General features: G+C 65.3%; 11 protein-coding genes and 1 pseudogene. 1 reads left to right on the forward strand and 11 read right to left on the reverse strand.

What is annotated here, in order from left to right; translation table 11 throughout:
- Positions 1-5 precede the first annotated feature (5 nt).
- From ABCR94_RS32995 to ABCR94_RS33035, 8 genes and pseudogenes are all read right to left on the reverse strand, one after another.
- Positions 6-380, reverse strand: coding sequence for a hypothetical protein (locus ABCR94_RS32995; RefSeq protein ID WP_521978380.1), 375 nt, complete (start codon positions 378-380; stop codon positions 6-8).
- A complete protein-coding gene (locus ABCR94_RS33000; RefSeq protein ID WP_347124499.1) occupies positions 377-976 on the reverse strand; it encodes an RNA polymerase sigma factor in 600 nt (199 codons plus the stop codon). Before ABCR94_RS33000 ends, ABCR94_RS32995 begins: the two co-directional genes overlap by 4 nt.
- 1047 nt (positions 977-2023) lie before the next feature.
- The gene (locus tag ABCR94_RS33010; RefSeq protein WP_347124501.1) at positions 2024-2197 is read right to left on the reverse strand and encodes a hypothetical protein; all 174 of its coding nucleotides are present in this window, start codon (positions 2195-2197) and stop codon (positions 2024-2026) included.
- Positions 2198-2240: 43 nt separating this feature from the next.
- Positions 2241-2954: a hypothetical protein gene (locus ABCR94_RS33015; protein ID WP_347124503.1), complete on the reverse strand. Its 714-nt coding sequence runs from the start codon at positions 2952-2954 to the stop codon at positions 2241-2243.
- A 57-nt stretch (positions 2955-3011) separates the two neighbouring features.
- Entirely contained in the window at positions 3012-5132 is a 2121-nt protein-coding gene (locus tag ABCR94_RS33020) for a hypothetical protein (protein ID WP_347124505.1), read from the reverse strand.
- A complete protein-coding gene (locus ABCR94_RS33025) occupies positions 5129-5575 on the reverse strand; it encodes a hypothetical protein (protein ID WP_347124507.1) in 447 nt (148 codons plus the stop codon). Before ABCR94_RS33025 ends, ABCR94_RS33020 begins: the two co-directional genes overlap by 4 nt.
- Before the next feature lie 807 nt (positions 5576-6382).
- Positions 6383-7077 (reverse strand): annotated as a pseudogene (locus ABCR94_RS33030) (IS5 family transposase); the annotation flags it as partial.
- 48 nt (positions 7078-7125) lie between these two features.
- Complete coding sequence (locus ABCR94_RS33035; protein ID WP_347124508.1) at positions 7126-8058, reverse strand: hypothetical protein; 933 nt, start codon at positions 8056-8058, stop codon at positions 7126-7128.
- Between the two features lie 949 nt (positions 8059-9007).
- On the opposite strand from ABCR94_RS33035, the gene ABCR94_RS33040 reads away from it, so the two are divergent.
- On the forward strand, positions 9008-9901 hold the full coding sequence (locus tag ABCR94_RS33040) for an IS982 family transposase (protein WP_347117916.1): 894 nt from the start codon (positions 9008-9010) through the stop codon (positions 9899-9901).
- A 464-nt stretch (positions 9902-10365) separates the two neighbouring features.
- On the opposite strand, the gene ABCR94_RS33045 is transcribed toward ABCR94_RS33040, so the two are convergent.
- From ABCR94_RS33045 to ABCR94_RS33055, 3 genes are all read right to left on the reverse strand, one after another.
- On the reverse strand, positions 10366-10734 hold the full coding sequence (locus tag ABCR94_RS33045) for a TerD family protein (RefSeq protein ID WP_347124510.1): 369 nt from the start codon (positions 10732-10734) through the stop codon (positions 10366-10368).
- On the reverse strand, positions 10641-11012 hold the full coding sequence (locus ABCR94_RS33050) for a TerD family protein (protein WP_347124567.1): 372 nt from the start codon (positions 11010-11012) through the stop codon (positions 10641-10643). The genes ABCR94_RS33045 and ABCR94_RS33050 overlap by 94 nt, the downstream gene beginning before the upstream one ends.
- Positions 11013-11443: 431 nt before the next feature.
- Positions 11444-12622: an ISAs1 family transposase gene (locus ABCR94_RS33055; protein ID WP_347124512.1), complete on the reverse strand. Its 1179-nt coding sequence runs from the start codon at positions 12620-12622 to the stop codon at positions 11444-11446.
- Positions 12623-13266 lie beyond the last annotated feature (644 nt).

The raw sequence follows: 13266 nt of genomic DNA on the forward strand, positions 1-13266 counted from the left end.
CCTGGTCACAGGGAAGCGGCCGGGACGTTGATGTCGGCTGTCGGTTCTTCCGCGGCCTTCGCCGCCGGGTGTGCCTTGGAGAGGGTGCAGACGCCGTCCGCGCACTGGCGCTCCAGACGGCCGCGGGAGATGGTCTGCGCCAGGCCGACCATCCAGCAGGTGGGGCAGCCGCGGAAGGCGATCAGGGCCAACGGGGCCGCCAGTAGGGTGGCCGGGCCGGCGACGGGCACCAGGGCGATCGAGCCGATGATCAGCCCGAAGCCGATGACGCCGCGCGCCAGGTGGCGCGGGACGGACTTGCTGGCGAAGTTCGTCTCGGGTGCCGCGGACTGCGCGGTGACCCGTGCCTTCTCGCCCTGTGCGGGCTTCACGGTGTTCACGGTGGTGAGTCTCCTTCGACGGATTGGTCGACGGCTTGATCGGGTGCTTGGTCGGGTGCTTGGTCGGTCGTTGCCAGTGAGTGACGCAGTGTTGCGCGCGCTCTGTGCAGCCGCGACTTCATCGCGGCCTTGCTCAGACCGAGCGAATCGGCGACGGTCTTGCCGGGCAGGCCCTGTACGTCCCGCATGATCAGGACCTGCCGCTGGTCACGGGGAAGGGCACTGACCGCAGCCGCGATCCGCTCCGCCTCCAGCTTGTGCAGCACCGCGTCCTCGGCGGACGCCTCCGGTTCGACCGACGCCCCGTCGCTCCGAGAGACGAGCAGCCGTACCTGCCGGAGGCACTCGTTGCGCACAATCCGGAACATCCACGAGGCAAGCGCGCCAGTGGCCCGTAAGGTGCCGATCTTCCGGTAGAGGATGATCAGCGCCTCCTGCGCCGCGTCCTCCGCGTCCTGCGGCGAGGCGCACAACGATATGGCGAACCTGCGCACATGAGGCTGCGATTCCATGACGACGGTGGTGAGCGAAGTGACGTCGCCGTCCTGAGCGGCCTTGATCAGCCGCTCGTCCGGCCAGGGGAAACGTTGGTTCATGCGCTGCTCATACCCGGAAGGCGCCCCGCACACAGGCGCTGGTCAGTTTCGGCTCTTGTAGCGCCGCATCAGGTGCCAGCTGCACGCGCCCACGAGCAGGGCTCCGATCACTACGAAAACCGTGACCATCATTGGTGTTTCCTCCCGGTTCGGCCGGCCCCTTCGGCCGGTACACGGATAAGAGGCGGGGAGGTCCGGAAAGGATTCACCTCCGGCCGAAGGTTTTTTGAACCGTGCATGGCCCCGCTCGCGCAGCCGAGTACTACAGCCTCAGATCTTGAGGTTGTGATCGGTTTTGCTCGGGTTGTCGCCAGGGGCGTAGGCGGGTGGGTAGGGGGTCGCCGCGCCGGTTGTAGTGGCTGACGGTGGCCCGGGTCTGGTGCAGGGCTCGCCAGTGGTGCTGCTGGAGGTGGTAGGCGTCGCTGTGGTTGGAGAGGGTGCGCTCCGCGGCATGTCTGCGGATTGTCGCTCCACAGCGCTGAAGATCTTGCCTGTGGAAGGTTTCCAGGTGAGTCACGCCGGGCCTCGTACGTGCCACCACACTCGATGCTGCAACCCGAACCGCCCGGGGGCCGTGACCAAGGGGGAGCCTTGCTCGTAGCGGCTGAGGGACGGTACGCGCCGGAGGACCTACTGTCGACACGGCCACGAGTGCACGCCGGGGAACATGTACCTGGACTCTCGCCGGCGGGTCCGGCAGCGCCGGAGCGGGGCAAGGCCCGCTAGGTCCACCCCGGCGGTGTGACATCTCGTGACAGATGAGAGGGTCAGGCGAGTGAGTGAGACACCGAAGAGTGCCCTGCAATACCGCTTTGACGGGCCAAAAGACGCACCTGTCCTGATCCTGGGTCCCTCACTGGGTACGACCTGGCACAGGTTGGAGATGGCGTCCTAGAGGGTCCAGGGTGGTTCATCTGAGGTGCATATAGCCAGGTCAGCCCGTTCTGTCCAGGGACGTCAACCCTGTTTGTGATACGGCTTGTGAGAGCAAACGCTCCCTCGCGTAAGAGGCTGAACCCCCGCCGGGCTCTGACGGCGGGACACCCATCAGTCCGGTAGGTGCCCGCGACGCTGGTAGGGAATCTCGTCGGGGTGGATGTCGATACGAGTGCGCCGCCAGGCGGCGTCGAAGGTGAGGTTGCCGCGGCTGGCTCGTGCCAGGCGCCAGGCGTGCCAGCTGGTCCGTGGAGACATCAGCCAGCGCAGCACCGTTGTGTTCATGAGGGGTGCCTCCTGTGCCACTCGGTACGCGTCACGAGAGCCCTCATGCGCCGCTCGCGGGGACGCTGGTGGGTTCGTTCTCGTCTAGGAGGGCCTCTGCCTTGGCTGCGTGGTCGGGTCGGTGCGCGTGGCGCATGCCGGCGGCTAGGACCTCGTAGATCATGCGTTTCTGCGGAGGGTCCTGGAAGCTGCCCAGGAACTCCCGGATCAGTTCCAGAGCTGCGTGATCGACGGTGTGTTCGCGCTCGGGTCGGTAGTGGGCGAAGACGGCAGCGATCTGTTCAATGACCTTGCTGTCCGGCGGGCTGCCCAGGCGGTCGGGCTGCTGCTCGATCCACCGGGCGAGCACTGCGGCGGGGTCAGCCAGTTCACGGGCGAGGGAGCCGGTCTGTTGGCGGCGGACCGCATCGGCGATCGCCTGGCGGCGCAGAGCATTGAGCAGCTCGTTGAGTGCTGCCTGGTCGTCGGGGAGAAGGTCGATGTCAGCTTTGGCGTCGAATGCCACGGGCGGGTCAGTGGGCAGGAAGCGACGGCCGGCGAGGTGGCGTCCGCAGACGTCGCGGGTGGTGGCGAGGTCAGCGGGGTCGCACTTCTGCGATACATCGGCAGCAGCCTCGCGCAGCGTGGCGCGGATGGCCGACGCGAGTTCGTCCGTGCTCTGGGAATACGGGGGGTCAGTGTGGACGGTAGCGGTGATCTGGGCGTGGAAGCCGATCCCGTCGACACGGCTGGGCAGTCGGGTTTCGAAGCGGGTCAAGCCGCGCTGCAGCGCCCTGTGCTCGCGGCCGCGAGACCAGTGAAGAGGAGCCACGGATCAGGACTCCCACGGTCGGGAGTCGGTGGATGGCCGTGGCGCTGGTGGGCGAATGGGTAGCTGGAGGTCCTTGCGCAGGGCGATAACGGGCTCGTCGTACGGCACTCCTGCCTCGCCGAAGACGAAGGCCGTGACAGGGCTGTCGTACATGTGCTCGGCGACCACCTGGCGCAGGATGGCGGTAATCAGCTCGTAGGGCACCAGGCCCTCGGCGCGGGCGTACGCCCAGGCGATCATCAAGTCACGGCACTGCGTGGACACGCGGGCGTCTGTGAGCGCTGCGCGCCAGCCTCGCAAGAGGTCCTGCTTCACCTCGGGATTTTGGCCCGCAGAATCCAGCAGGACTTGGAGTACATACGGGTCGTGCTGCGGATCGAGGAGAGAAAGGAAAGCGCGATGGCCGGCCAAGTGGCCGTGCTCGGTGGCCCACTTGATGACCATGCCCCAGGTGAGGACTAGATGTTGTGGGTCGGCGGCGAGCGCGCGCAGCGCTTCCTCGGCCACTTGCACGGCGGCGTCGCGTTCGGCGCGGTCAAGGATGTGTCGCAGGCGCACGAGGGTCTGCCTCGGGAAGTGATCGGCGAATTCGTTCTGGCAGACGAGGGCGATGACCTTCGCAACGGATTCCGCGCCGTCCCGGGACCAGTCCAGCAACCGGGCCCGCACTTTCGCTCCCAGGCCGTCCGCCTCGGCGGCTTTGGCGAACACTCCGGCGATTAGCTGAAGGTGCTCATCCGAGGTGTTTCCGTTGCTGATCCAGGAGCGGATCTTCTCAATGACGTTGATGTCGTTCTCGGCGATAGCCAGTTCGACCAGCAGATCGCTGATGGCAGCCAGTCGGGTCGCACCGGGCTGTCCTGGCGCGGTGATGTCGTCGAGCCACCTGAGCAGGTGCGTGTGGATGTCGGGGCGCTGCCGCCAAAGGTGGTTCAGGACGGCCTGGGCATACCCGGGGCGGTGATCGAGAGTTGCGTGGCGTTCCGTGACCTTGGCGTGGACATCGACCAGTCGGGCGGTCAGGTCGGGGCCGGTCAGGATGACTTCCACGTTTTGTTCCGCGGGCCTGCCGAGGAGGCGTCGAGCAGCGTCCTCGATAGTCAGGGCTTTGTCACCGCTGAGGAAGAGTGCGGCGATGAGCAGAGCCCGGTCAGCAGGCCGCTGTTCAGTCTCCGTGAAGAGGTCCACGACAGCTTTGCGCCACTGGCGAAAGGCGGCAATCGCGTTGTCGAGGCCCTGGAGGGAGTTCTCGGTCTGCGCGAGCAAGGTGGCAAGCCGGGCGGCGTCGGCGGGTGTGGACGTGTCCTTGTGCAGCAGATGTGCGGCCCTGCCGAGCATTCCCGTACTGGTCGTGCTGGACGACGTGTTGAGCCAGCTCAGCCGTTCCGGTTTGAGGTGTACGAATTCGAGGTGGGCCGTCGCGATTCTGTGCGGGGAGGGCATGGACTTCACCCGGACCACGGGCGTGGCCAGGGCGGTGGATTCCTCTTCAGGCCATCCGTGATCATCGGCAATGACGACCAGGTATGAGCCGATCTTCCGCAGTTCCTCGGCGAGCTTCACCAGTGCTGTGGCGACAGCGCCAGGGCGCCCCCAGCCTCTGACCTCCGCTGCGACATCCAGGAGATACCCGGTGCCCGGCTCGTTCGGCATCAGGGAGGTATCTGGTGCTTCGGGCTTGTCCCAGTCAGGTTGAATCTCTGCGAGAACGAGTCCTGTGCCGTCCTCGGTCTGCTCGGCCTGGGCAACCTCCCACAGTGCCCGGATGCCGGCGGCTCGCTTGCCGTAGCCGACGGGACCGGCAATCACCGCAAGTGCGGGGCCGTCAGAGGCGAGCAGGCCGAAGGCATCGGCGGCAGTCGACACGGTTCCGCCGTCCGATCCGGCAGTGACCCATGCCTTGCGGACGACACCGAGCTCGCTGTCGGGGATGTCCCTCACCGGCAGCGGATCTTTTTCCGTGACATTGCCGCCGGCGATGATAATGCGCGAGTGCCTGTTTCCGCGTACGTCCACCTCCATCCCTGCGGTTCCCGGACGCTGGAAACGCCGTGGGTTCTCCGGAAGCGGAGAACCCACGTGGGCAGGGCGTGATAGATCGCCGAGGCTGTTTTCCTCGCTCACTTCTCACCCTCCGGCGCACGGTGGGAGAAGTTGCCTGCGCTGACGTCGCGCCCAGCGATGAGTACCTGGCTGCTGGTGTTGCCGTGCACGTTGGCGCGCAACCCGGTCCCTGTGTCGTGCTGTTCCGACTGGTCCACCAATTCCTGGAGCTCCGAAGCCGCATCCGGATTCTTCTGCAAGAACGCACCCAGCTGGATCAGCAGTTCCTGCTCCAGCCGCTTGGCGACGTCTGCCCGCTCGGACTCCGTGCTCTCGTTGAGTCGGCGATGCGCCGCGTCCAGCAGACCAAGTTCCTGCGCAACCGATGTTTCGTCTGCTCCGCGGCGTTTGAAAATCCGTTCGATCGCCGTGCGGGCGCTCTCCCAGCTCTCCTTCGCCATTTCAGCAACCAGCGCAGCAGCAGCTCCGGCGGCGACCTGCATCAGGTCCAGGCCATCTCCCATGATCATTCCCCCTGTTTCGACGGATGCCCTCTCGGCATATTTGCGAACACAGCGTGTGGGGTCTCATGAGTGGCGGCAATCGAAAACTGTCAACTCGACTGAAAATAGTCGACCGAGGGGGAACGGGAACCAGCCAGGGAGTCAGGGTGGACGTTCTCGTTCCGGATGCAGTGGCCCGGAAAAACCCAGCGCGTTCGTGGAATTGCCAACCCTGGGTAACGTGCATACCGGCCAAATTCGAACATTTAGTTGATTCCCGAGAAGGGCGAATTCCCATAGGGGGAGGATGGTGCTCAGGGATGCCGAGTCAAATGTGGGAGAACGGCCGGGCCAGCGCATTCGGACGTTAGGGCGTGTCCGGTGAACGGCATGACTGGCTGCCCTCCTCGGTTGGTATCCCCGTGCTGGGCGCGGCCGGTGGGGCGCAGGGTGTCGGCCTGGGTACGAATGGCGGCGAACGCGGTGCGCATCCGGTCAGCTCCCGGCTCGTTGCCGATGGACTGACCATCGATGTCGGCGGCGATACGCCGCCCGAGAGGTCTTCAACCTGGTCAGAACGGTATTCAGCGACCCCTCGCTATAGGGGCATCTTGTAGATGGCGTCTTGTGGGGTCCAGAGTGGTCCAGGTGAGAGGCAAAAGGCCAGGTCAGCTCATTGTGGAGCAGGCGCATCTCTGTAGTTGGTGAGACGCGTGTGAGAGGGGAGGGCCTAGCCGGAGCCGTCCGGCGGGGCCCTGCGTCGTCTCTGGCGTTCTGGTTGAGGCGCGGATACCGTGCCCAGACGTACCGCGCTCTTGAAGAAGGAGGGGCAGAGGCCCGCTGGCCGTCTGTCCGGGTCTTCCCCAGGCCGGAGCCGTGCGGTGTGCCACGGCGGGCGATTTTAGGGGTGATGCCGCGGGCCCGCATGAGGCGGCGGTACTTGTCGAAGTCGTAGCCGCGGTCGGCGAACAGCCGTCGGCGCCGGTGGCGAGGCAGGCCACGCAGGCTCCGTATGCGGGGAATCGCGCCCAGCAAGGGCATGAGTTGGGTGACATTGTGACGGTTTCCGCCGGTCAGAAAGACGGCGAGCGGGGTTCCGTGCCGGTCGACGATGAGGTGGTGCTTGCTTCCCGGTCGCACACGGCCGTACGGCGAAGGTCCGGTGTGAGCCCCCTTGAGCGCCCTGACGTGCGAGCCGTCGATCGCCGCGTCGTCTATCTCCAGCAGGCCGCCCCGGCGAAGTTCCGCCAGCAGGACCTCGTGCAGGCGGGGCCAGACCCCCGCCTCGGCCCAGTCCCGAAGACGCCGCCAGGCCGTCACCTCGCTGCAGCCGACCCGCTCCGCGGGGACATCCCGCCAGCTCACGCTCTTGCACAGCACATAAACGACGCCCCGCAAGGCAGCACGGTCATCCATCGGCAACCGCCCCGGATACCGATGCCGCCGCGTCGGCCGAGCCGGAGCAGCGGGGCGACGCGTTCCCACAGGTCATCAGGCAAAAGATCAGCAGATGCCCAGCAGATCCTGCCTCCGCACCACCCAACTGACAACGTTCATTTTGAAACGATCAGTTAGTCGTTGAGCATCAGATGTGCTGGGAAGTAGCAGTCGCCCGTGTCGTTGGCGTGCCTCTTCTTACGGGACAGCAGATCGTCAAGGCGTACTCGGTCGTCAAGGACGGAGAACAGATCGAAACCCTCGATGGTGAGGAAGGCAGTCCCTTCGCGGAAGGCTGCCTTAGCGCCGGAGCTGAATCCGTTAACGCTGATGAACAGCCCGAGAGCGTTCTTCCCCTTGCGGCGAACCTTGTCATTGAACAGCATGAGCGGTCCGGCCTCGACAGCGCCAGCTAGCCACTTCGCCTCAAGTATGTAGTCGTCTGTGTCGAATGTGATCGATCCGTCGATCTGCTGAAATTCAAGGTCGTAGCCGAGACGTGGCTGCATGTCGAAGAGCTCGAACAGTGAATAGAGGAAGGGCTCGAATGCGCGGCCGGCCCGCTGACGGTCAGGGTCCACCTCCAGCCGGAGAAAACCCTCCTTTAGCTCGTCAAGGCGTCGAGAGAAGCCCCGTCGACGCTGCTCATGATCCGCCTGTTGGGCCTGCTGTGCCTCGATCCGGGCCCGCTCCTCGACAAGTCCCTGGAAGCGTTCCGTCCAGATCTTCAGGTCCGCCACCGCGTCATTGGCCTGCGCCAGAAGCTTTTCGGCCTCGGGCTGACGCTTTAGGCTCGGGAAGGAGTCCATCTGCGATACCTCAAGCATGATGGAGAGAGTGAGTTCTTGGTAGCGGTACTCCTCCGCCATGAGCCGGTCGACGAACTCCTCGGCGAACACAACCTTGTAATCCTCGAAGGGCAGCCCAGCCAGAAGCTCCAGATTTTCTGCCGCTCGGACCCGGAGGAACTTGATGAGGTCCTTCTTGAACCAGTAGATCCTGGCTAGAGCCTCGGTAAGGGCACCGTAGGCCGCCGGGTGAATCCGCTGTGCTCGCATCGACGTCATGCTGCCCCCGCCTCGGACATCAGAGTCAGCGCCGCTGCTGCCTCTGGGAGGTGATGCTACTCAGTGGAGCAGCTGATTTGTCGGGTTGAGGGATGAGCACACTTTGACTGTGTCTCCGTATGCGACGACGAGTTGGGCACCGCCGGCGGTTGCGACGGTCCTCTGCGGGAGGATGGATGCGTGGACACGATCAAAGCAACGGAACAGGCGACATCCCAGGACGGCGGGTCTGGCCGGCCTGCCCCGGTCTCGATCGACTACCCGCCGGTCCGTAATGGCGTCGATTACCTGGCCAGCGTCGTTCAGTATCTGGGCTCACCTGCCCTAGCCCGCGGCGAGGGGCACCTTCCCGGCCCGCGCTCTGTCAAGTACGCGGTCCTTCATCTTCAGGCAGCCGTAGAGGTGCTGCTGAAGGCACGCTTGCAGCGCGAGCACTGGAGCTTGGTCTTCAGCAACCCCGCCACGGCCACGCGCGACGGCCTGGCCGACTTCTCCTTTGAGAGCTGCACCACCAACGCAGCCGTGGAACGGCTGCGCAATATAGCCCAGGTCCCCATCAGCGTTGCGGAGGCCAAGGCGCTCAAGGACCTGGCAAGAGACCGGAATGCCCTTCAGCACTACGGCTTCCAGCACAACGTGCGCGCTGTAGAATCCCGCGCAGCCATCGTCCTGGACTTCCTAGTGCGATTCCTGGACACCGAGCTACTCCCAGGGCTTGGCCCCGACGAACTGGCGTCGATCCACCCGGATCTAGAGATGGCCCGGACACGTCTCACCGACATCAAGTCGTTCGTCCGCCAACGCATGAACCGGCTACGCGGCAACGATCTGGCTGGCCTGGAGCGTCGCACCGCCTACTGCGGCGAATGCCGGCAGGACGCACTAGACGAGTCATTCCGAATGCTGACGGTGTGTCCGGGAACGCAGACAGGGCGTCCAAGATCGTTGTGTGACGAACAACCTAGACGCCCTGCTGACCGCACTTTACGTGAAGATCGACGACGAGATCGGAGGCACCCGGTGGCTGGGCAGACCGCCGCAGCTGACGGATTCCGAGCTTGTTTGCCTCGCCGTCGCACAGGCGCTGCTGGGCTTCACCTCGGAGTCGCGGTGGCTGCGGTTTGTGGACTCCCGTCTGGGGGCGATGTTCCCGTACGTGCCCAAGCAGCCGGGTTGGAACAAGCGGCTGAGGGCCGCGTTGCCGCTGGTCAAGAAGGCGATACGGCTGCTGGCAGTGGACACGGACTTCTGGTTCGACCCGCACTGGATCGTCGACTCCACGCCGGTGGAGTGCGGTCGCTCGCGTCCGACGGTGAAGCGGTCGGACATGGCCGGCTGGGCCGGTTACGGGTACTGCGCCAGCCACAGCCGGTTCTTCTGGGGCCTGCGCCTGTTCCTGGTCTGCACCCCGACCGGGATGCCGATCCTGTGGGCCCTGGCGAACCCGAAGATCGACGAGCGGGAGGTACTTACCGCGATGCTCGACCGTGAACCGGAGACGGTTACGGACCGTCCGGGATTGCTGGTGATCTCGGACAAGGGTTTCGCCTCCAAGGAGTTCGAAGCCGATCTGGCCTTGCGGGGCGCGGAGTTGTTGCGGCCGTCGTTCAAGCGCGAGAAGAAGCGCAGGGGCGAGAGCCTCCTCAAGTCGGTGAGACAGCTCATCGAGTCGGTCAACGACACCCTCAAAGGCCAGCTCGACCTGGAACAACACGGCGGGCGGACCTTCGAGGGCGTCGCTGTTCGCGTCGCCCAGCGCATCCTCGCGATGGCCGCAGCGATCTGGCACAACCACCAGACCCGCCAGCCGATCACACGGTCACTGATCGCTTACGACCACTGATCATTCGGAATGACTCGTCTAGTCGTCGACACCGATGGGGCACGGTGCCACTTCTGCTCCGTAACGTGGACTGTGAAGCAACTACTGGCTGACGTCTGGCGCGACCCAGACCCTCAAGGCAGTCCCGGCATGGACTGTCCGTCCTGCCACGCCCATGCGCTCCTCGACTGTGCCATATTCGTCGATCCGTCGGATAACAGTGCAATGTACTGCCTTGCATGCACCGAAGAGTTCGACAACCTCGGCCTGTGCAAGGGCTGCGGTTGCTCATGGCCCAACGACGACGCAACGGCTAAGACGACCGGCCAACTGCTGTGCGCTGACTGCCAGGGCCGGATCCGGCGAGAAGAAGACGAGAAATTCTGGCAGTAGAACGGATGGTCATCCGGTTCGCCGTACGTCATCTAGTACCCGCTCCTCCCCGGCGAGTGGAGCTGGGCCCAGTGTCGGCTACGCTCACCGCCTCAGCGGGGACTTATACAGGTGAACTGCCCCACGTCGATGCCGTGTGCTCTGGCTAGGCCGTCCAGCCCGTCGGCCCAGCCCTGTCCGACTGCGCGGAGTTTCCATACCGGTTGGCCGGCGGGGGAGCGATGGCGGTACAGCTCCCCGACGAACATGGCTGGGTCGGCAGGCGGCTGGACGGTCCAGGTGGCTGTGGCGCATCCGAGGGAGAGTTCTGCGTGGGCGAGGGCTCCGCATGTCAGTCCGGTGTCGACGTCCATGTTGATCGCGATCGTCATGCGCTGGACGTCTTCGGGGAGGGCTGCGAGGTGGACGGCTGCGCGCTCGACGATGTACGTGCCGTCGTTCTGCTTGCCCAGGAGGTGCACGGCTCCTTGGGCGCCAGAGGGCTGTTGCAGAAGACGAAGTCCTCGTCGGAGGCGACCCGGCTTTGCGCGTCGGTGAGGAAGAGGGTGAGGTCGGCTTCTGCCCCGCCGAACTTGAACGCGATGGTCAGCCCGTCCCACGCCTCTTCGGGCAGTGTGAGGTTCTGACCGGGCGTGAGAGCCGTCGGGGGAGGGGGTGCGGGCTCGGCAGCGATGGGCGGCTGGGTAGTGGACGGGGCGTGGGTCCTCCACTCACCCGAGGTGAACCGCTCGGCCGCCATGAGCCGTATTTCCTCGCGGAACAGCTGCCGTTCGACGGTCAGCCCACCCCTTGTGGACGCCGCATGACTCCGGTGATACCGCAACCACCGACGAGTCGGCCCCCCTACGACACCACGCGTTCACCCTCAGTAGGCGGTGCTCCAACTTGCTCTGCGGGCGGCTGTTTTCCGCCCCCTGCCTCTCCTCTCCATCCATACTGCGTAGGTGCACACCTTCCGCCACGCAGACACCGATACGAGCCCAGATCGTCCCCAGGCGGTCGCGTGGGAGGAGTACCGGTCTTCACTGCTGCCCCAGTGGAGGAGCTTTCTGGATACTCCTCCGACTGAGAGGGAGATGCAGGGGTTCTTGGAGTTGAACCCCTGCTTCCTCCCTGGCGCAACGGACAACGTCGGTCCGGGAGGTCACCACGGGCAGGGCTGATGCGTTCTCACGCTTCAAGATTGAGTAGTTGGAAGGCGTGGTCGGTTCGTGACCGGTAGTGGTCGGTCGCGGCGGCGATGTTCGTCCAGCCGGCCTGGCGGATGAGGCCGATGGCGAGGTTGCGGAGAGTGGCCATCGCTCGTGGGGCAGTGCCGGTGCGAACACGGGAGGCATCCTCGGCGAAAGTCACGTCTCGCACGTGGTGCAGGGCCTCGACCTGCCAGTGTCCGCGAATCAGTTCGGCGAGCCGCTCTGGGGTGGCCTGTTCGGGGGCGAGGCTGGTGACCGCGTAGATCGTGTTGATGGTGGTCTTGTTCGTTGTGCGGTTGGTGCGGCGGCGTTTGACCTCGATGGCCTGCACGGCGTGTGGGAAGAGCAGTCCGGGCTGGACGGTGCAGACCTTGAGCCGTCGGATCTCGCGTCGGCCATGGCCCTGTTCGCGGGTGCGGTGTTGCAGGGGAACCTCGCGCCAGGGCAGATGCCGCAGCCGGCGGCGGAGCCTTTTCTGGTTGCCCTTGACGACCAGGATGTAGTGACCGCCGCGGGCGATGATGTGCTCGGCATGGCCGGTCTGGGTGTGCATCGCGTCTGCGGTGATGACGCGTTTATGAAGGTCGATCCGGTCCAACAGCGGCGCGAAGGCCGGGATTTCATTGCTCTTCACAGCGATCTGCCGCTGGGAGATCACGGCCTGGCCCTCGTGCAGGGCAGCGGCCAGAAGGTGGATGGCCGTGTTTTCGCCGGTGCGGCTGCCGCGTACGGCCTTGCCGTCGACGGCGACTCCCACCAGCTCCAGCGCCTCTTCGCCGGCCGGATCAGCTGCGTGCCGGGCCAGCCAGGCGCCCACGGCGTCATCGAGGGCGTCGCCGTCCAGACGGGAGAACAGACGGCCCAAGGTGGTCGCCCGTGGCGGGTGACGCAGTCCGATCCTCGCCCGTACCTCGGGCAAGGTGTCGGTGGCATAGCGGGCGATACCGGCTATCGTGGTGGCGCCGCCGAGCACCGCCAGCACACTCAGCGCGAGCAGTGACCCCAGCCGGTAGCGGCGGCCCCGCACCCGACGCGGATCAGGGAGCCGGTCCAGCACCTGCGACAACGTCGCGAGTTCGGACAGCCCAGCAGGCAGGTGCAACAGGTCGGCGTCCCCGCGGTGGCGCTGGAGAACGTCGATCAGGGAGGATGGCACGCGAACGCGACCCCTGTTCTTGATCAAAGGCGTAGAGAACCTTGATCATCAGGGGTCGCGTTCATCGCGTCCAAACATGCACAATCCCACCATCAAGGCACGCTCACAGACAAGTTGCTCGTCTCGCGATGTGAGAACGCACGCGCCCTGCCCCTGCAGCCACTCTTGCCGGCGCTGCTTGCCGATGCTCAGCGTGCTGTCGACGTCGTGCGCGCGATGGCCGCACTCCTGGGTACGCACAGGTCTCCTGAACGGGGGGAAGTCGACGTCACCATCATGTGGCTGATCCAAATTGCGCAACGGGCGGCAGAGAATGACGCACTCGACCTTCTCGAGGAGTGCTGTGACGGGGCATTCGAGTGGGACGCGCACTGGGATCAGTGGGGACCCCAGAAGGACATCGCGGCGTGGCTACGTATCTTGCGGGGTGACAGCGCCAGCTCAGTCGCCTCGACAATGCGCCGCCACCCCAACTGTGCGCGACACTTCAGTCACCTTGCCGACGATGTCCATGTCGACCACAGAATCCGAGCCGCACTGGCACAGCTTGGCGACGCACGTCCCGCGCCTGCGAAGGTTGACGTGGACCGCCTAACCCCACCGGAACTGTGATGACTTGGGGTAGGGCCGCAGAGTGACCGGGG

It is taken from the genome of Streptomyces changchenzhani, assembly GCF_039766235.1.
Lineage (GTDB): Bacteria > Actinomycetota > Actinomycetes > Streptomycetales > Streptomycetaceae > Streptomyces.